Source organism: Micromonospora sp. NPDC005171 (assembly GCF_040608575.1).
Classification (GTDB): Bacteria; Actinomycetota; Actinomycetes; order Mycobacteriales; family Micromonosporaceae; genus Micromonospora.
On the sequence record NZ_JBEXIM010000008.1, the window covers coordinates 133,974 to 152,595 of the forward strand.

Sequence of the window (18,622 nt, forward strand, 5' to 3'; positions counted from 1 at the left end):
GGGGCATCCAGAGCTGGTTCGTCTTGGCTACGCTCCCCGCACCAGGGGAAGGGGTCCACCGGTGAGAATTCGCCTACGGCAGGTCGCGATGGTGCTGCTCGGCGCGGCGCTGTTCGGCACGGCCGGCCTGAGCCTCGGCTCCTGGTACGCCGGCCGCGGCAGCGCACCACTCAACGTCGACCAGGCACAGAGCATGGCGGCGGAGCTGCTCCCCGGCACCGAACCAGTCGGGTCGGACTTGGGCCACCGCTCCTTCTACGGTGCCCTCGGCCGCGACGACTTCGGCTCGGCGTTTACGGAATACCTCTACCTCGACACTGCCACCTGCGCGCACTCCGAATCGGTGCGGCGCAACGCCACCGCACGGGGTTGGCAGGGCAGTCAGCGGGTTACGGGCACGCCCTGCGATGGCTGGCGGGCCGAGCGGGACGGACTGACCGCCACGCTCACCCAGGTGGACAGCACGGCGATCCTGAGGTTCGCGCCAGCCGCGCCCGACGGCTACGTCACCGTCACGCTCGCTGCCGCCGCCCTGGGTGCCGCGGCCGGGGCGGTGCTGTTCTGGCTGGTGGGACGGCGACGTCCACCCGTACCCCGACTGGTTGGCACGCTGGTGACGATCGTTCTCCTCCCGGGCGTCGTTCCCACCTGGCAGGGCCTGATGGCGAATGGATTGACGGAGCCGACGTGGCCAATCTGGCCGGCTCTGGCGCCCGTGCTGGTGCCGCTGGCGCTCGTCCTGCTGTGGGCCGGGGTGATCTTCTACGCGGGTCGACGGGAACCGAGCCGGGTTTCCGGCCCGGGCACGAGCCAGCTCTGAACCGTTCGCCGTGCGCCCGGATACTGTCTAGCCATGCCGCTCAGTCCGGACGAGGTCGAGCTGTTCGAGCACTCCAGGGCCCGCCTGGAGGCGATCGCCTATCGCCTGCTGGGCTCGGCCAGCGACGCGGAGGACGCCGTCCAGGACACCTTCCTGCGCTGGCAGGGCGCCGACCGGGAGCACGTCGAGACGCCCGAGGCGTGGCTGACGAAGGTCCTCACCAACGTGTGCCTCAATCAGCTGACCTCGGCGCGGGCCAGGCGGGAAACCTATGTGGGCACCTGGCTGCCCGAGCCGGTCCTCGCCGGCGATCGGATGCTCGGTCCGCTCGACACCGCCGAGCAGCGCGAATCGGTCTCGATGGCGGTGCTCACCCTGCTGGAGCGGTTGTCGCCAAACGAGCGCGCGGTGTACGTGCTGCGGGAGGCCTTCGGCTACTCGCACGGCGAGATCGCCGAGATCCTCGGCATCACCGAGTCGAATTGCCAGCAGACCTACCGGCGTGCCAAGCAGCACGTCACCGCCGAACGGGCCCGCGCGGAGGTCGACCAGGCTGCCGCGCGGAAGATCGTCGCGGAGTTTCTCACCGCGGCCAACAACGGCGAGATCCAGCGACTGGTGGAGTTGCTGACCGACGACGCGACGAGCACCGCCGACGGTGGCGGCAAGATCCCGGCCCGGGCCGCGCCGATCGTCGGCGCACTGGCGGTGGCGAAGTTCCTGCGTGGCCTCTTCAGACCGGCCGACGTCAAACGGGACCTGGTCGGTGGCAGCCCAGCCATGTACGTCACCACCGCCAACGGCGCCCCGGCGGTGGTGGTCGTGATCGACGACCGGGTCATCGGCGTGATGTCGCTGGGGGTGACGCCCGAGGGTGTCACGGCCATCCACAACCAGGTGAACCCCGACAAGCTCGTGCGCGCCACCCGGCAGTGGTCGGCCTCCGAGCACGAGGAGCCCACCCTCCATGTCTGGTGACCTGCTGTGACGCCGCTCAGTTCTCGCCAACGGTGATCAGGCCGGTCTCGTAGGCGCAGATCACCGCCTGGGTGCGGTCGCGGAGGCCGAGTTTGGTCAGCACGTTGCTGACGTGGGTCTTCACTGTGTGCTCGCTGACCACCAGGGTCTGGGCGATCTCCGCGTTGGCCAGGCCGCGGCCCAGCAGGTGCAGGGTCTCCCGTTCGCGGGTGGTGAGCACGTCGAGGCGGGCGTCGGGTGTGGCGGCCAACCGGGGCGGCCCGGACCGGTGGCGGCCGGTGATGTCCGAGATGATCTGCCGGGTCACCGACGGGGCGAGCAGTGAGTCACCGGCGGCCACGACCCGTACGGCGTGGACGAGGTCGTCGCGGCGTACGTCCTTGAGCAGGAAGCCGCTGGCGCCGGCGTAGAGCGCCTCGTAGACGTAGTCGTCCTGGTCGAAGGTGGTCAGCATGATCACCCGACTGGTGCTCTCCGCGCAGATGCGGCGGGCGGCCTCGATGCCGTCCATCGTCGGCATGCGGATGTCCAGGAGCGTCACCTCCGGCTGGTGCTCCCGGACGGCGGCCACGGCTGCGGCGCCGTCACCGACGTCGGCGACGACGGTGATGTCCGGCTGGGCGTCGAGGATCATGGAGAATCCGCTGCGGACGAGCTCCTGGTCGTCCGCGATCACCACCCGAATCGTCACGCCGGGAACGGTAGCCGAGCCTCGACGGTGAATCCCCGTCCACCTACCGTCGGTTCGGCCCTCGCCGTACCGCCGCAGGCGGTCGCGCGTTCCCGGATGCCGACGAGGCCGTGTCCGCCGCCCGGGCCGCCGGTTCCCGCGCCGTCGTCGGTCACGGTGACCGTGAGGGCGTCGGGCGACCAGTCCAGGTGTACGTCCACAGTGCTGGCCGCAGCGTGCTTGACCGCGTTGGTGAGGGCCTCCTGCACGATCCGGTACGCGGCCAACTCCACGTCGGCCGACACCGGGCGCGGCTCCCCGGTCACCCGCAGGCCGGCCACCGGGACGCCGTCGACCAGTGTCCGCAGTTGGGCCAGGGTGGGCTGCGGGCTGCGGGGCCCGGGCTCCGAGCGCAGCAGGCCGAGCATGCCGCGTAGCTGCACCATGGCGTCCCGGCCGGCGGCGGCGATCGCGTCGAACGCCGCTTCGGCCCGGTCCGGTGCGGTGCGTACCGCGACCGGCCCGGCCTCGGCCTGCACGATCATGAGGCTCACCGCGTGGGACAGCACGTCGTGCATCTCCCGGGCGATCCGGGCCCGCTCGCGGACGGCGGCCCGATCGGCCTCGAACTCGCGCTCACGCTCGGCCCGGAGGGCCCGGTCCTCCAGGGCGGTGGCGCGCTCCTGCCGGGCGGCGCTGAGCCGACCCAGCACGTACGCGGTGAAGAAGACCAGGAAGGTGTAGAAGTACTCGCTGACGCGGTTGGTGTTGAACGCCACCCCCGCGGCCACCCCCGGGAACGTCGCGGCGAGTGCCCACCAGCGCTGCCGGCGACCACCGACTGCCGCGACCGTGTAGAGGGCGACCAGTCCCCCGTACGCGAGCGGCTGCCCCGGCGCGTCTGCGGCTTTGCCCGCGATCGTGGTCAGTGCCACCACCAGCAGGACGGTGAGTGGCACCCGCCTGCGCCAGATCAGCGGAATCGCCGTGCCCGCTGTCAGCAGGTAGGCCAGCGGACCGGGCACGCCACCCGGTCGGGGAAGCACGAACGGCACTGACACCGCGATCAGGACGAACACGGTGATCGCCGCATCCACCACGTACGGATTGGTGGTACGCACGAGGCGGGCAAGCGACATCGCGACAGTATTCACAGCCCCTGACCTCCTCCCCACGGGCACCCGATCCCCCGCTGGCGGGGGGACCGGTTCGGGACTCGCCACTCAGGCGAGCGCGGGCACCGGCCGCGTCGGGGTGACGGCGGCGCCCCGGGCCAGCGGGAGGAAGGAGACCAGCAGCAGGGCCGAGCCCAGCGGGATGAGGTCCTTGTCGATGAACGGCGTGGCGAGGTCGGCCAGCACCAGGATCGGCGTCCACAGCTTGACCCGGCGCTGCACGGCGAGCAGGACGACCAGGACGAGCTGACCGAGGTAGAAGGCGTAGGGCCCGAAGTCGTAGGCCAGCTGGGAGATGCCGGGCAGGGTGCGCACGTCGTGAATGATCATGCTCATGCCGTAGTTGTCGGTGGCCAGGAATCCGGCGACGAGGTCGATCGAGAACTGGGTGATCAGCGCCAGCGCACCGAAGGTGCCGGCAGTGGCGCTCACCGTCGCAAGGGTCCGGCCGCCAGCCATGCCGCGCATCTGCCAGAACACCGAGATGAACGCGACGAGCGCGCCGAGGAACGCGAGGTGCCCGATGGTCCAGGCCGGGCCGGGGCCACGAACATCGTCCAGACCGTCGATCAGGCGGATGATGCCGTAACCCATGACCAGGACCGGGGCGGCGACGAATGCGGGGCGAAACTGCATAGTGGTGACTCCTTGGGAGGCGTTCATGTCGGGTGTTCGACGTGATTGAGCCTGCCGTTTCGCCGCCGCGCGGACATCGCTCCGCCCGGCGATCTTGCCGCCGCCCGGCCCCTCCCCCGCACGCATGAGCCTCTCCCTCGCACGGGCGAGTGAAGATCAACGCCTGGTGACCCAGGTCATAGCTCGGCCCTGTCAGGAATCGCGGCGCTGTCCGGTTCAGGAAGCGACCACCACCGAGACAGGAGTGCCACCATGAAGCACCGCATCGTCGTCCTCGGAGCGGGGTACGCCGGAGCCATGGCCGCCGGGCGCCTCGCCAAGCGGCTGCACGCCGACGACACCGAGATCACGGTCGTCAACGCCGACGCGGATTTCGTCGAGCGGGTCCGCATGCACCAACTCGCCACCGGGCAGGACCTCAAGCGCCGCCCGCTGAGCGAGGTCTACGCCGGCACCGCGGTCAAGCCTCGGCTGGCGCGGGTCACCGCCGTCGACGTCGACCGCCGGACCGTCGCGCTCGCCGACGACAACGGCACCGACGAGATCGCGTACGACACGCTCGTCTACGCCCTCGGTAGCGTCACCGCGGACCACGGCGTTCCCGGGGTCGCCGAGCACGCGTACGACATCGCCGGCAGGCCCTCGGCGCTGCGGTTGCGCGACCGCCTCGCCCACCTCGCGGCCGGCGGAACCGTGCTCGTCGTCGGCGGGGGCCTCACCGGCCTCGAAGCGGTCACCGAGATCGCGGAGGCCCGACCGGACCTCGACGTCGCGCTCGCCGCCCGCGGCGGTCTCGGCGACTGGCTCAACGGCAAGGCGCAGCAGCACCTGCGCGGCGTCTGCGACCGGCTCGGCATCACCGTGCACGAACACACCGACATCGCGCGGGTCGAGGCGGCCGGCGCGGTCACCCGCGACGGCCGGGAGATCCCGACCCAGGTGACAGTGTGGACAACCGGCTTCGCCGTGCACCCCATCGCCGCCGCCACGGCCCTGGCGGTCGCGGAGACCGGGCAGATCATCGTCGACCCCACCATGCGGTCGGTCTCACACCCCGAGGTGTACGCGGTGGGCGACGCCGCGATCGCCGCAGGACCGGGCGGCAAGCCACTGCGGATGTCCTGCGCGTCGGGCATCCCGATGGCCTGGCAGGCCGCCGACGCCATCGCCGCACGGCTGACCGGGCGGGCGAAGTTCCCGAAGGCCCCGCTGCGCTACTTCAACCAGTGCATCAGCCTCGGCCGCCGCGACGGCATCATCCAGTACGTGACCGCCGACGACCGGGCCAGGCCGGCCCAACTCACCGGGAAGCTGGCGGCCCGGTACAAGGAGTTTGTCTGCACGGGCGCAGCCTGGAGCATCGCCCACCCGGTGCTCTACCCGGTGCGCCGCCACCGCGTCGTTCCGACTCGAACGGAGATCCGCACGGCCACCTACTGACAGGTGAATGAGGCACAGCTCCCGGCTCCGGTCCTCCGGCAGCGAGCCACACCAGGCGGGCGGCCCGCGCGGCCGAGCCGTCCTCGGACGGCTCGGCCCGCTCGTCGCTGCGTCAGGGTGTCACCCGGGTGGCCGGGCTGTCGCCCGGCAGACCTCCCGCGTCGCTGGCCGTCTCCACCGGATGCAACGGGGTGGTCCCGAGGACACCACCATTTCTGGAGTACGCGGTGAGAGTGGCCGGCTGGTCCGGCGACACCCGGGTGGTGCCGGCGTTGGACCCGTCGAGGCCGACAGTGGCCGGGGGTGCGCCGCCGACCGTCACCGTGACTCGGGCCGCGTCCGGCGGGGCGATCACCCGCACCTCGCCCGTTGCGGGACGGGCGCCGTCCTCGGTCCGGACCCGCCAGCCGATCGGACGCTGGTCGGCGCCCTCGGACGGCAACAGCAGCCGCAGGTCGGTCCACCATCCGGTCCGGTCGTCGCCGTGCATGGCGTACGCGATCACTCCGCCACCGGCGGGTTGCACGGTGAGCAGCGCCGCGGCCTGGCCATGCTCGCGGCCCGACCACCGCACCCGTACCGTCGTGCCGACGGCCGGAAGGTGGCTGTCCTGAAGTGCCGTATGGACGAAGTTGCGGAGGTTGGCGTCATCGAGCGGCGCACCTCGGGCTGGTTGGCGAGCGCCGGTGAGCAGGGCGTCCATCTCCGGCCCGGTCGGATCGATCCCCGCGTACGGGCCGCCGCCCAGACCGCCCTGGAAGAACACCCGGTCGCCGCGGCTGACCCGGACGACGGGTTCGTGCGGAAGCGGTTCGGAAGGCAGGACGGCGAATCCGACACCTGCCCCGTCCGCCCTGGCGATGTCCTGGTACTCCACCGTCCCCCTCGACGTGTACCGGGGTTCGCCACTGATCGTCACTGTGGATTCGGCAGGACCCACGGCGACCGCGAACCCGGCCCGGTCCGGGTAGGCCCGCATCAGCGTCATCACCGGGTCGTCACCCTCGCTGTGGCCGCCGTAGCGCATCTGCTGGGCACCGGCCCCGGCCGGGCCCACGTACCAGACCAGTGCCTGCCTGGTCAGCAGGCCGAACCGCAGCGGCACCGCGACCAGCGCGACCCGGTGGCCCGCCTGGTCACTGCCGTAGATCAGACGGATCCGGTCACGATCACCGATCTTCCAGGCACCCAGCAGGGCGTCGATTCTCACCGGCGAATCGGTGCTGATCCGCGTCCGGAGCGTGTCCAGCCAGGCCCGGTCCCCGGCCAGCGCGCCGCGCGGTGCCGCGTCGAGCAGTGCCGTCGGGGTGGAGGCAACAGCGATGCCCGGTGCCCACCCGGGCAGCGGAACCACGTTGGTCTGGACCCCGACGAGCGCGACCCCGACCGCGGCGACCAACGCGGTCCGGATCAACCGCGTCCGCTGGTGCCGTCGCTCGCGGCGCGCGAACCCGGGCCAGGGATCCTCGGGTACGTCGACTGCGTGCGCGGCCTCCCGCAGGGCGGGGCTGAGTGTCGAATTGGCGAAGTTTCCGGTCATGCCAGTTCCTCCTTGAGCCGTACCGGGGACCGATCGGCGGATGGGGCGAAGTCACTTCGCAGCCGGGCCAACCCGCGCGACGCCTGACTCTTCACCGCGCCGACGGAGCAGCCGAGGACCTTTGCGGTGTCCGCCTCGCTGAGATCCTCGAAGTAGCGCAGCACCAGCACCGCCCGCGTCCTGGGCGGTAATCGCCGCAACGCGGCGAGGAGTAATTGCCGCTGCTCCACCTGCACGTACGCGTCATGCGCCGGCTGGCTGTCGGTGGTGAGCAGCGGCACCTCCAACGGCCGCCGCCGACGCCGCCAGGAGATCGCCGTGTTCACCATCGCCCGGCGTACGTAGACCTCGGGCGCGTCCCGGCGCAGCACCCGCCCCCAGCGCCGATGGGTCTTCTCCAACGCCGACTGCGTCAGGTCCTCGGCGGTCCCTCGGTCACCGGTCAGCAGGTAGGCCGTTCGGAGCAGCGACCCCCACTGTCGTTGGACGAACAGCCGAAACTCTTCGTCGTCGTCGTGCCGACTCACGCCACCTCCAGGTCGCGTCCACCTCGCGTCTGAGTGCGGACGCTGAGTGAGACGCCACCGGCGGCGTAAAGGGTTGAGTGGACGGCCCACCGGGCTCGGTCTGGCGCTCAGCCAGCCAGGTCGCGTGTCCTTTGAGCAGGTATCCGATCCAGTAGACCGCGAAGAGGATCAGGGGCAATGCCGAATTGTCCGCCGGGTGAGACGCGCGGGCCACGGAACGCGAGGGTCGCTGCTGATCATCGTGTGAGTATGAGCGGCTCGCCCGAACGTGGATGTCCGCTCCGCGTCGATCCATGAGGTCGACGCGGAGCGGGACCGTGGACGGTCTACCGGTCAGAACCCGCCCCACTGGCGGGCCGAGCACTTCCAGGTCTTCCCGTTGTCCTGCGAGACGCAGAACACGAGGATCTTCCCGAGGATCGGATGGTTGAGGGTGAAGAGGTGGCCCTTGGTCTTCGCGTACACGACGCCGGACTTCTCGGCGAGGTCGGCCAGCGCCCACCCGGGGTCCGGCCCGTCCACTGTCGCCACCCGGCGCATCGACTCGATGTCCTTGCCGTCGAGCAGCGTCTTGATCTCGTCCGCCGAGGGCTCGCCGTCGCCGACGAGCGTGTCCACGGCGTACGGACCTTCGGCGGCGACGCCGTTGGCCTTCTCGAAGGCGGCCTTCATTCCGCCCACCGTGGTGCCGCCGGCGAGGTCGAGGGTGAGGATCAGCTCGCCGGTCCGGCGCGACAGCAGGCACTCCCAGACGGACTTGCCCGAGGCGACGCACATGGTCAGGCACCACTCCCGGCCGTCCGGGGTGGACGAGGAGAAGAGCACAGACGTCGCCGTCCCGCTGTCGCCCCGGCCGTCGTACGCCCCGTCGGCGAGGTCGGCCATTGTCGTGCCGAGGACGCCCCGGCTGCCCGGAATCGTGCCGACGACAGTGACGCCGTCGACCTCCTTGCCGGCGGCGAGCGCCGCGAGTTGGTCGCCGGTGAGGTTCCGCCCGCCGGTGTCGACTGCCAGCACCTTGTCCAGGTCGCCGACGGGCCGCCCGGTCAGGTCCTCGAACTGTCGAAGCATCGACCCAGGGGCACCGGGGTGATCGGTGATCGTCGTCCGGGCGTCACCCTCGGCGGCCTGCGACGGGGCGTACGAAGCGGTCAGCCCGACGATCAGGGCGGTCGTGACGATGGTGGCGCGCCTGGTGATGTCCCGCAGAGTTGTCATGCTGTCCTCAATTCGGTGATCGGTGTAGGCGGGCTACCAGCGACACGTGACGATGTCGCCGACGGTGTTGGGGGACCCCCAGTCGCAGTGATCGTCGATCCACTCGCCGATCTCGCCGATCGTGTCCACGATCCAGGCGAACACGGACTTGATCGCGCCCCAGAGGCTGAAGTAGACGACTGTCGTCTCGGGTGTTCCGCCGGCCTCGTCGATGAGGGTGTAGCCCTGCCCGGCCCGGTTTCCGGTCCCCCGGAACAGGGCCGGGGCCCGCCGGGAGTGGCGCAGCGCCTGCTGGTGCTGCCCCTGACGCTCCGCCAGTTGGCCGAGGTTCAGGCAGGTGTGCGCCCGCCCGGCGTCGTCGCCGACGTCGGTGAACAGGTCGAGCGCGCGCCGCAGGTGGTCGTCGGCCTCGTCGTACCGTCGGAGCCGGGAGCAGGCGAGACCGAGGCTGCGGTGCGCGTGGCCCTGCCCGGCCTGATCCCCGATGCGGGATGCGGCGGCCAGCGCGATCCGCTGCGTGCCGAGCCAGTCCTGCCAGTGCCCCTGCCGGTGCAGGAAGCCGGCCATGGTCCAGGCCAGCCGCCAGGCGTGGCCCTCGAACCCGGACCGCGCCGCGAGCGGTACGGCGGCGAGCAGGACGGGGACCTCGGTGGTGAACCAGGCGGCGGCAGCTGACCGGCTCCTGGGGCGTTCCGGCGTCACGCCGGCCCGGGGTGGCGGGAGGCTGATCGCGCTGAAGTGCGGGTGCAGTGCGAGGTCGGCGGCGTGGGCGGTGTGCAGGCAGTGGTCGAGCAGTCGGTGCGTGGCGGCTCGACGCTCGGCCGGCGGCTCAGCCTCGTCGGCGAGGTCGGCGGCGTACGCGCGCAGCAGGTCGTGGAACGCGTAGCGCCCGTAGGTGTGCTCGGTGAAGAGGTTCGCCCGGGTCAGCTCGGTGAGCAGGGAACCGGTCGCCTGGCCGTCGACGCCGGAGAGGCTGGCCACGGCCGGGGCGGAGACGTCCGGGCCGGGATGCAGGCTCAGCAGCCGGAACAGCTGGGCCGCGGGTGGGCTGAGCGTCCGGCACGACCAGGAGAAGACCGCCCGGACGTCGGTGGCCTCGTCGCCCGCGCGGAAGGCGTCCAGGTCGCCCAACTCGCCGGCGACGGCGGCCAACGAGAAGTGCCGGTTGGTGGAGGCTCTGGCCGCGACGATGGCCAGGGCGATGGGCAGCCGCGCGCACCGCTCGGCGATGGTGTCGGCCGCGGCGGGTTCGGCGGCGACCTGGCGCTCCCCGAGCCGGCGGACCAGCATGTCGCGGGCTTCGCCGGGGCTCAGCAGGTCGAGGGGCACCGGCTGGGCGCTCTCGGTGACGACAAGCGGGATGAGCTGGTCGCGGCTGGTGACGATCGCGAGGCAGTCCGGCGAGCCGGGCAACAGCGGCCGGACCTGTTCGGCGTCGCGCGCGTTGTCCAGCACCACCAGCAGTCGCTTGCCCGCCACCGTCGTGCGGTACAAACTCACCATCGTGTCCGGGTCGCTGGGCATCCGGGCCACCGGAACGCCGAGCGCCTCCAGGAAGCCGTGCAGCGCTCGCGCCGGTTCGGTCGGTGTGGCCGCCGGGTCGAAGCCGCGCAGGTTGACGTAGAGCTGCCCGTCGGGGAGGCGCTCGGCCGCGTGGTGCGCCCAGTGCAGGGCGAGGGCGGTCTTGCCGACGCCGGCGGTCCCGGACACCACGACGGCGCCGCCCCTGTCGACCAGCGCGTCGAGGGCGGCGAGCTCCGCGTCGCGTCCGGTGAACGTGGGTACGGGGGGAGGCAGTTGCGCCGCGACCGGGGCCGCCGCCACCGGGGCGGGTGCGGCGATCGCGGTGTCCTGGCGCAGGATGGCGCGTTCCAGGTCCCGCAGCCGCGGCCCCGGATCGATGCCCAGGTTCTCCCGCAGGTTGTCGCGCAGCCGCCGGTACGTGGCGACCGCGTCGCCCTGCCGGCCGTCGCGGTACAGGGCGAGCATCAGCTGCGCGTGCAGGTGCTCGTCGAGGGGATGCTGCCGGACGAGCCGTTCCAATCCGGGGACGAGCCCGGCGTGCTCACCGACGGACAGCCGGGCCTCGGCGAGCGACCGTTCGGCCTCCAACCGCAGACGTGCCAGGTGTTCCGCCTGCTCCTCGAGCCAGGGCGACCCGGCCACGTCGGCCAGCGGTGGGCCCCGCCACAGTGCCACAGCGTCCGTCAGGTGCTTCACCTGCTCGTTGCGGTCCGTCGACCGCCGGGCCAGCTCGATGAGGCGCTCGGCGGCCTGGACGTCAGTGGAGTCCGGCCCGGTGTCGAGCAGATAACCGGGCTGGCGCGCCACGATCGACCCGGGTTCGCCGAGCACCCCGCGTAGATAGGACACGTGACGCTGCAACGTGTTCGCCGCGGTGGCCGGTAGCTGGTCGCCCCAGACCACGTCGAGGAGCCGGTCGACGCTGACCACCCGGCCCGCGTGCAGCGCCAACGTCGCCAGTACCGCCTTGCGGCGCAGGCCGTTGACCGCCTGCGGGCTGCCGGCGACGACCACCTCCACCGGCCCGAGCAGCCTGACGCGTACGCCCGTGCCAGCCATTGACATCACCGAATCAGGCTAAAACTCCAGTCCGGCAAGCTCGTTCTGATCGTCGCGCACTGGACACGATCCAGCGGGCCGCCGAGGCTGCCGGCACTACCAATACCCCTGGGGGGTAGTTACGCTGTGGCCATGCGCGAACGGGTGATCCTCGTCGTCGGGTACGACGGGGCCGAGCTGCTCGACATCGCCTGCGTCACGTCCAGTCTCGACATCGCCAACCGGATCGGCGCCGCGCCGCCGTACCGGATCGTCCTGGCCACCCCCGGCCAGCGGGAGATCACCTGCGACTCCGGGTTGCGACTCGCGGGCGAGGCGAGCCTGGAACGGTTCACCGGACCGGTGCACACGCTGCTGGTGACCGGCGGCCGCGGGCATGAGCGGGCGGCGGCGAGCCCACACCTCGTCGGGCACGTCCGGCGGCTGGCCGCTCTGGCGGTACGGGTCGCGTCGGTCTGCACCGGGTCGACGGTGCTGGCCGAGGCCGGTCTGCTCAACGGCCGGCGGGCCACCACGCACTGGATGTACGCCCACCGGCTGGCGGAGCGGTTTCCCGACGTACGCGTCGACGCCGGACCGATCTACGTCCGGGACGGTGACGTCGCGACCTCGGGTGGCATGACGAGCGCCCTGGACCTGACCCTCGCCTTCATCGAGGAGGATCACGGGGCGGCCCTGGCCCGGGGCGTGGCGATGGGCACTGTGGCGTACCTGCAACGGCCCGGCGGGCAGGCCCAGATGAGCATGTTCCTGGTCCGCCGGACCACCGACGACGTCATGGTCCGCGAGATCAGCGACCACATCGTGAGCCACCTCGCCGACGACCTGAGCACCGCGGCGCTGGCCCGGCTCACCGGCGTCAGCGAGCGCCACCTGTCCCGACTGTTCGTCGAGCACCTCGGGCAGACGCCGGGGCGCTACGTGCGTCGGGTGCGGACCGAAGCCGCCGCGCAGCTGCTGGCCTCCACCGCTCTGCCACTGGTGGCCGTGGCACGACGGTGCGGATTCGGCTCGCCGGAGTCACTGCGGCAGGCGTTCGTCGACCGGTACGCGATGCCGCCCGCCCGCTATCGAACGACGCAGGCGGCGCTTACGGGTTGATGCCACGGCTTCGGCCCAGCGCCCCAGCGATTCGGACACGATCGATCCCGAAACAGTGCCGCCCGCGGCGACGCCGGCAGGATCGGGGCCATGACAGAGCAGCCGTCAGCGCGCCGGCCGCGACTGGTCGACCGATGGCCGATCGCGGTCGCACTCGTCGTCGTCGCTGGCGCGGCCACCGTGATCGCACTGGTGAACGAGCAGGCCGAGCTCTTCGGGCCGGCAGTGGCCACCATGGCTGCCATCTACCTCATGGCGTACGCCCTCGGCCGACAGTGGACCGCGTGGCTGGCATTCGTCATCCTGAGCGCCGTGGTGACCGGCCTGCACCTGCTGGCACGGCTGCTCACGCTGCCGGTCGACCCGGCGGTCGGGATGACGCTGCTGCTGGTGCCGTTGTGGGTGTGGGCGGCAACTCGCCGTCGCTTCACCCCGACCCGGGCGTTCTCGGTGCAGACCGCCGGCATGATGGTCTTCGGCGCGATCACTCTGCTGACAGTGGCCACGCAACCGCAGGTGGGCACCGCCGTGGCGGGTGTCGGCTTCCTGGCACACGGCATCTGGGACGCCTACCACTACCGGGCCAAGCTGGTGGTGAGTCGCTCGTGGGCGCAGTTCTGCGCGATTGTCGACCTCGGAGTCGGCATCGCGCTGCTCATCGCGGCCCTAGGCTGACTGCCCGGCACATCGACATCAATGGAGAGTTCGCAATGACCACACGTAACGGCAAGGTGATCGTCGACCAGACCATCTCTGCCGACGGGTATTCTGCCGGGCTCAACCAGACCGAGGAGCGCCCCTTCGGTGACGACGGCGGTGACGGCTGGGGCCGCCGGCTGCATTCCTGGATGTTCGACTTCGCCGAGGAGAACCGGCCCGAGGTCGACCAGATCAACGCCGCCTCGGCGGTCATCATGGGGCGCAACATGTTCGGCCCGGTGCGGGGCGAGTGGGATTGGCAGTGGAACGGCTGGTGGGGTGACAACCCACCGTTCCACAAGCCGGTGTTCGTGCTCACCCATCACGCGCGTGAGCCGGAGCCGATGGCGGGCGACACCACCTTCCACTTCGTCACCGACGGAATCGAGTCGGCGCTCGCACAGGCACGCGCCGCGGCCGGTGGAGGCGACATCTCGATCCACGGCGGCGCGACCACCATCAACCAGTACCTCGCCGCCGGTCTGGTCGACGAGCTGCGGCTGCACATCGTGCCGGTCACCCTCGGCGCCGGCGTGCGGTTGTTCGACGGTGTCCCGCCGCTGAACCTCGAACAGGTGACGGCGCGGGCGGCGAGCACGGTCCTGCACGTCACCTACCGCGTACTCGTCACTCCCTCTCAGTAGCCTGCCCGACGAGCCGGCGGAGAGCCGGAGCGGCAGAGTCGTACGACGGAGGACGTGTTGTCTGCTATCGCGTCACTGACAGTGGTCCCCACTGACAGCATCACCGAGCTGGCCCGCCTGGCCCGCACATCGTCGTCGTCGTTCCGCGCGTACCTGGCGGAACACGGGAGTCAGGCGCGCCAGGAGTACGACTGGTCCGGGTACTGCATGCTCTACGTCCTGACCTACCTGGAGGAGCACGGCATCGACCTGGAGCAGTCGGAGTTCAATGCCGAGTCGGAGGCCATCACCAGCGTGTACGGCCTGACCACGCTCATCACTCCAGCCCCAGGGTTACTGGATCAGCTCGATCCCAGCGCGCACCGCGCGGAGGAGTTGGCCGCGCACTTCGAGGAGATGGGGATGGACTTCGAGGAGAGCGGCACCGTCGGTCTGGACACGTTGCGGGTGTTGCGCGACTGCCTCTCCGACCTCCGCGACGACCAGGTCCTGCTGCTCAACATTGGCTGAGGCCGCTCTGCCTGTCGACCCTCTGCGGACCAGGTGCGGACCGCACGACCACCCCCGGCTGCCTGCGGCAGCATCAAGCGCACCCGCGAGCAGAGTCACGGTGACCCGTAGCTGGTTGCCGAGGGGATCGGCGCGGGCCGTAGCGTGGCTGGACCGTCCCGGCGCGCGGTGCCGGCGATACTGTGCGCGTGGAGTACGTGTCCAGAGTGCCGCGACCGCCGCTGGACGGGCTGATCGACGACCTTTACTACCTAAAGGGTGTGCCGCCGTACGCCCGGTTGACGTTGCCGGCAAGTCCGGCGGCGTTGCTCATCGTCAACCTCGGGGCGCCGTTCCGCATCCGCGCCGGCGCCGACATCGAGGCGGCCGAGTACGCCGACGGCTGCGTGGTCACCACGCCCAGTCGCGCCTTCGAGTTCGGCTACCCGCCGCAGACCCGGTCCGTCGGCGTGCACTTCAAGCCGTGGGGTCCGGCACCCTTCCTGCCGATGCCCGCAGCCGAGCTGTGTGACCGGCCGGTGACGCTGGAACAGGTCTGGGGCCGGCCCGCCGTCGCCGAGCTGCGCGACCGGCTGGCCACGGCGGACGGACCGCAGAAGATGCTGACGCTGCTCGAGGAGGAGCTGATGCGACGGCTGCGCGAGACCACCGGTCTGGGGCTGGTCCGCCGTACGAGCGGCGTCATCGCGGCGACCAGCGGGGCGGTGGCGATCGGCGACCTGCGGGTGGCAGCCGGTGTCAGCAGCACTCATCTGGCACAACGGTTCAAGGAGTTCATCGGCGTCACGCCGAAGCAGCTGGCCCGCAGCTACCGCTTCACCGCCACCGTGTTCGCGATCGACCCCGCCGGACCGATCGACTGGGGCGACCTCGCCGGCGGCGCCGGCTACTTCGACCAGGCTCACTTCGGTCACGAGTTCCGGGCCTTCACCGGGCTCACGCCGACCCGGTACGTCGAGATCCGGCGACGGTTCCTGCGCGAACACCCCGGCCACGTGCTGGACGGCTGGCCGCTGCCGGCCGATTGATTTCTTACAAGAGCGACCGCCCACGACACGCTAGTTTGGCCGCACCCGAAGCAGAGGAGAGCCGCGTGGGCAAGGTGGTCATGTACAGCTCGGTGTCGGTGGACGGCTTCATCGCGGACGACAACGACCAGCCCGGACCGCTGTTCGACTGGTTGACCAGCGGTGACGTCCCGTTGGACGAGAGCGGCGTACTGAGGGTGTCGCAGACCTCCTACGACCACACCCGGCCGTACTGGGACCAGATCGGGGCGACGATCGCCGGCCGCCACGTCTTCGACATGACTGACGGCTGGGACGGCAAGCCTCCGGGCGGGGTCGACCACGCGGTCGTCGTGACGCACCGGCCGAAGCCCGAGGGCTGGAACCCCGAGGCGCCGTTTCACTTCGTCGACGGCGTCGAGGCAGCCGTGGCCACGGCGCAGAAGCTTGCGGGTGACCGCATCGTCGAGGTTGCCGCCGGCGACGTCGGTGGCCAGGTGCTGGCCGCGGGCCTGGTCGACGAGGTGCGCATGGACGTCGTACCCGTCGTGTTCGGGTCCGGCAAGCGCTACTTCGGGTCGGTCGACGCGCAGCACCTGTTGGAGGACCCTGACGTGGTGATTCAGGGCAACCGGGTGCTTCACCTGAGCTACCGGGTGCGCCGTTGACCGATCTGAGCGGACCCCGCCGTTCGCCCGCAGGATTAGGGCATCGACCGTTGTAGGGTGCGCGCCGTGGGATACACGGTGGCGCCCTCAGGTCGTCTGCACCTCCCGAAGTCGGACGACGCCGCTGCGGTCGCCGCTGTCCAGGCCGCCATGGCTCAGCGAGGTGGCTGGCACGAGCCCGAGGCGTTCCCGACGGATGGCACGCTGGTCGACCTGGCGGAGACCGCCAGGGCCACGATCATCCGCGACGGAGACTGGATCGAGTTCGGGTACGACGACGACGGTGACCCCAAGTGGTCGGACCGGGCTACTGCCTTCTACGTCGCGATCGCGCCGTTCGTACGCTCGGGAACCGTTCAGATCGAGGGCGAGGATGGCGCCCGCTGGTCATACACCTACGCGGACCGGCAGGTCACCCAACAGGGCTGGAACGGCTGGATGGTTCCATCGAGCCGTTCGGCGAGTATGTGGACCTCCCATAGGCGGCGGCTCACTCACCGGCTGCCCGGGCATCGGGGAGCGGATCTCCTCGTCGGGCAATCTCCCAGACCGGGCGCTCGGGATCGTCGTTGTGCACGACGATGTCGGCGTGCCGGGTCGGGCGGGCCGTCGCGAAGTAGAGCTGCTGCGACGGGATGTAACGCTCGCGCCAGCGTCGCTCGACGTCGGCCCGGGTTGACACCTGGCGCTCCCGGATCACGGCACGATCCACTGTCCTCTCGAGTGCCGTCGACACGAAGACGCGCAGGTCCCACCTGTCGATCAGTTCCGGGCGCAACAGGAAGACGCCGTCGAAGACGAGCACGGCGTCGGCCGGGGCGGTCGTGACCGGCGGGGACAGCGCGGCATCCGCGGTGCTGTCGTAGACCGCGCGCTGGAAGCCCCGATCGCCACCCGGGCCGAGCGGCTCGAGCAGAACCCGGTTCAGCGCCTCGTTGTCGTGGGTGTCGTAGTAACAGCCTTCGGCCGAGTACTCGCCGCGCGGATAGCGCTGCGCCCGCGGGAAGAGGAAGTCGTCGATCGTGGCGCGGATGACGTCGCGGCCCCGATCGCGCAGGACGACGGCCAACTCGTCGGCGAGGGTGGTCTTGCCGGCGGCGGGTGGCCCGTCGACGGCAACCCGCGTCGGGTGGGCCACGGTGACGGACCCGACTGCCTCAACCAGGCGCCCGATCAGCTCGTCGCGGGTGCCGTGAACCACGTCAACGTTTGAGCGGGTCAGGGCCGGCAGGTGTTCGTCTTGATCGTTTCGACGAATGCGTCCCAGGCGGCGGGCGCGAAGCTCAACATCCCGGCGTCGGGCGCCTTGGAGTCGCGAACGTCGACCTGGGCGCGTCGGTCGCGGACCTCCACGCACTGACCGTTGTTGCCGGAACGGCTCGACGTGCGCCAGGCGTTACGTTCCATGCTTGCTCAGCTCCCTGATGAACGTGATCGACTCGGCGGGTGACCGCGCCAGCGTCCTCAGATTGTCGTACGCCGCTGACAACCGCGCCAGGTCGCGACTCGACTCAAGGAAGAGCTCGCCAGCCAGGGTCTCGATGTAGCCCAGTGGTGGTTCGTCCTGCTCGAAGCTGAGCAGGGCGAAGCCGCTGCTGATCGCAAGATGGGCACCAGCCTCGAAGCGCAGCACCTGGATCGTCACGTTCGGCAGCCGGCTCAAGGTGACCAGGTGATCCAACTGCTCACGCAGCACGTCCGGGCCGCCAACCTCGGTGCGCAGAGACGCCTCGGACAGGATGGCGTGCATCCGCAGCGGAGTCGGCTGCCGACGCAGCACCTCCTGCCGAGTCATCCGGGCGGAAACCCGCTGGTCGATGGTTTCCTGGTCGGTCTCCCGGCCGATGACATTGACCTCGCGGGCATAGCTCTCGGTCTGGAGGAGACCGGGCACGAGCATCGGCTCGAAGTTCTTGAGTTCCACGGCCTCGATCTCATACGCGATGTAGGTGGCGTACTTGCCACCGAGGCGCTGCCACCAGCCGTCCTCCCGCAGACCGCGCGCCTGATCGAGCAGCGAGGTCCCCGGCTCCTCGTCAATCTTGACGCCGTACGCGACCAGCAACTCCATGACGTCACCGACGCGAGGTCTGATCTCGCCCGACTCGATCCGACTGATCCGAGACGGCGAGCAGGCAACGGTTTCCGCCACTCCCTCACCAGTCAGACCCTTGGCTTCGCGGAGCTTGCGCAGCTCCCGGCCCAGTCGCCGAGAGCGCGGTGTCGCGGGCGTAAATCGAGGCATGTCGTGATTCTGCGCCCTGCCTCGCATTTCTCCATGCCCTGACTCACGTGCTCGGCGTGTCGATCATGTCCATCTTCTTGCTTTGCATCACATGATGCGCAACTCTGATGACTGTCAGCAACACAGCGTCGCCACAGCGTGAGCCATTGACGTGGCACCCA

At 70.6% G+C, this 18,622-nt stretch carries 19 protein-coding genes; 9 read left to right on the top strand and 10 right to left on the bottom strand.

Annotated features, from left to right (window positions below; genetic code table 11):
• Nucleotides 1–61 precede the first annotated feature (61 nt).
• Nucleotides 62–820, top strand: coding sequence for a hypothetical protein (locus tag ABZU74_RS14090; protein WP_355422766.1), 759 nt, complete (start codon nt 62–64; stop codon nt 818–820).
• 33 nt (nt 821–853) lie between these two features.
• Nucleotides 854–1,798, top strand: a complete 945-nt coding sequence (locus tag ABZU74_RS14095) for an RNA polymerase sigma-70 factor (RefSeq protein WP_355422769.1) — start codon at nt 854–856, stop codon at nt 1,796–1,798.
• A gap of 16 nt (nt 1,799–1,814) precedes the next feature.
• Here the strand turns inward: ABZU74_RS14095 and ABZU74_RS14100 are convergent, their stop codons facing one another.
• The 3 genes from ABZU74_RS14100 to ABZU74_RS14110 form a co-directional block, all read right to left on the bottom strand.
• Nucleotides 1,815–2,489 carry a response regulator transcription factor gene (locus ABZU74_RS14100; protein WP_355422772.1) on the bottom strand — a complete coding sequence of 225 codons (675 nt, stop codon included), beginning with the start codon at nt 2,487–2,489 and terminating at the stop codon, nt 1,815–1,817.
• Nucleotides 2,486–3,607: a histidine kinase gene (locus ABZU74_RS14105; RefSeq protein ID WP_355422775.1), complete on the bottom strand. Its 1,122-nt coding sequence runs from the start codon at nt 3,605–3,607 to the stop codon at nt 2,486–2,488. The genes ABZU74_RS14100 and ABZU74_RS14105 overlap by 4 nt, the downstream gene beginning before the upstream one ends.
• Nucleotides 3,608–3,691: 84 nt before the next feature.
• On the bottom strand, nt 3,692–4,279 hold the full coding sequence (locus ABZU74_RS14110) for a hypothetical protein (RefSeq protein WP_355422778.1): 588 nt from the start codon (nt 4,277–4,279) through the stop codon (nt 3,692–3,694).
• A 252-nt stretch (nt 4,280–4,531) separates the two neighbouring features.
• Between ABZU74_RS14110 and ABZU74_RS14115 the strand changes: the two genes are divergently transcribed.
• A complete protein-coding gene (locus ABZU74_RS14115; protein WP_355422781.1) occupies nt 4,532–5,719 on the top strand; it encodes an FAD-dependent oxidoreductase in 1,188 nt (395 codons plus the stop codon).
• 112 nt (nt 5,720–5,831) lie between these two features.
• Here ABZU74_RS14115 and ABZU74_RS14120 read toward each other — a convergent pair whose 3' ends face one another.
• From ABZU74_RS14120 to ABZU74_RS14135, 4 genes are all read right to left on the bottom strand, one after another.
• Entirely contained in the window at nt 5,832–7,259 is a 1,428-nt protein-coding gene (locus ABZU74_RS14120) for a hypothetical protein (RefSeq protein ID WP_355422784.1), read from the bottom strand.
• Entirely contained in the window at nt 7,256–7,786 is a 531-nt protein-coding gene (locus tag ABZU74_RS14125; protein WP_355422786.1) for a SigE family RNA polymerase sigma factor, read from the bottom strand. Before ABZU74_RS14125 ends, ABZU74_RS14120 begins: the two co-directional genes overlap by 4 nt.
• Before the next feature lie 333 nt (nt 7,787–8,119).
• Entirely contained in the window at nt 8,120–9,004 is an 885-nt protein-coding gene (locus ABZU74_RS14130) for a hypothetical protein (protein WP_355422789.1), read from the bottom strand.
• A gap of 33 nt (nt 9,005–9,037) precedes the next feature.
• Complete coding sequence (locus ABZU74_RS14135; protein ID WP_355422932.1) at nt 9,038–11,593, bottom strand: BTAD domain-containing putative transcriptional regulator; 2,556 nt, start codon at nt 11,591–11,593, stop codon at nt 9,038–9,040.
• A gap of 126 nt (nt 11,594–11,719) precedes the next feature.
• Here ABZU74_RS14135 and ABZU74_RS14140 point away from each other — a divergent pair, with 126 nt between their 5' ends.
• From ABZU74_RS14140 to ABZU74_RS14165, 6 genes are all read left to right on the top strand, one after another.
• Nucleotides 11,720–12,688, top strand: coding sequence for a helix-turn-helix domain-containing protein (locus ABZU74_RS14140; protein WP_355422791.1), 969 nt, complete (start codon nt 11,720–11,722; stop codon nt 12,686–12,688).
• Nucleotides 12,689–12,778: 90 nt separating this feature from the next.
• Nucleotides 12,779–13,363 carry a hypothetical protein gene (locus ABZU74_RS14145; protein ID WP_355422794.1) on the top strand — a complete coding sequence of 195 codons (585 nt, stop codon included), beginning with the start codon at nt 12,779–12,781 and terminating at the stop codon, nt 13,361–13,363.
• Between the two features lie 35 nt (nt 13,364–13,398).
• A complete protein-coding gene (locus tag ABZU74_RS14150) occupies nt 13,399–14,031 on the top strand; it encodes a dihydrofolate reductase family protein (protein ID WP_355422797.1) in 633 nt (210 codons plus the stop codon).
• 57 nt (nt 14,032–14,088) lie between these two features.
• Nucleotides 14,089–14,541: a hypothetical protein gene (locus ABZU74_RS14155; RefSeq protein WP_355422800.1), complete on the top strand. Its 453-nt coding sequence runs from the start codon at nt 14,089–14,091 to the stop codon at nt 14,539–14,541.
• 188 nt (nt 14,542–14,729) lie between these two features.
• Complete coding sequence (locus ABZU74_RS14160; protein ID WP_355422803.1) at nt 14,730–15,569, top strand: helix-turn-helix domain-containing protein; 840 nt, start codon at nt 14,730–14,732, stop codon at nt 15,567–15,569.
• A gap of 65 nt (nt 15,570–15,634) precedes the next feature.
• On the top strand, nt 15,635–16,216 hold the full coding sequence (locus ABZU74_RS14165) for a dihydrofolate reductase family protein (RefSeq protein ID WP_355422806.1): 582 nt from the start codon (nt 15,635–15,637) through the stop codon (nt 16,214–16,216).
• A 490-nt stretch (nt 16,217–16,706) separates the two neighbouring features.
• On the opposite strand, the gene ABZU74_RS14170 is transcribed toward ABZU74_RS14165, so the two are convergent.
• From ABZU74_RS14170 to ABZU74_RS14180, 3 genes are read right to left on the bottom strand one after another with little or no spacing between them, the layout of a single operon-like run.
• A complete protein-coding gene (locus tag ABZU74_RS14170; RefSeq protein WP_355422809.1) occupies nt 16,707–17,417 on the bottom strand; it encodes a uridylate kinase in 711 nt (236 codons plus the stop codon).
• 17 nt (nt 17,418–17,434) lie between these two features.
• A complete protein-coding gene (locus ABZU74_RS14175; RefSeq protein WP_355422811.1) occupies nt 17,435–17,623 on the bottom strand; it encodes a DUF397 domain-containing protein in 189 nt (62 codons plus the stop codon).
• Nucleotides 17,613–18,461: a helix-turn-helix transcriptional regulator gene (locus ABZU74_RS14180; RefSeq protein WP_355422814.1), complete on the bottom strand. Its 849-nt coding sequence runs from the start codon at nt 18,459–18,461 to the stop codon at nt 17,613–17,615. Before ABZU74_RS14180 ends, ABZU74_RS14175 begins: the two co-directional genes overlap by 11 nt.
• Between the last annotated feature and the right edge of the window lie 161 nt (nt 18,462–18,622).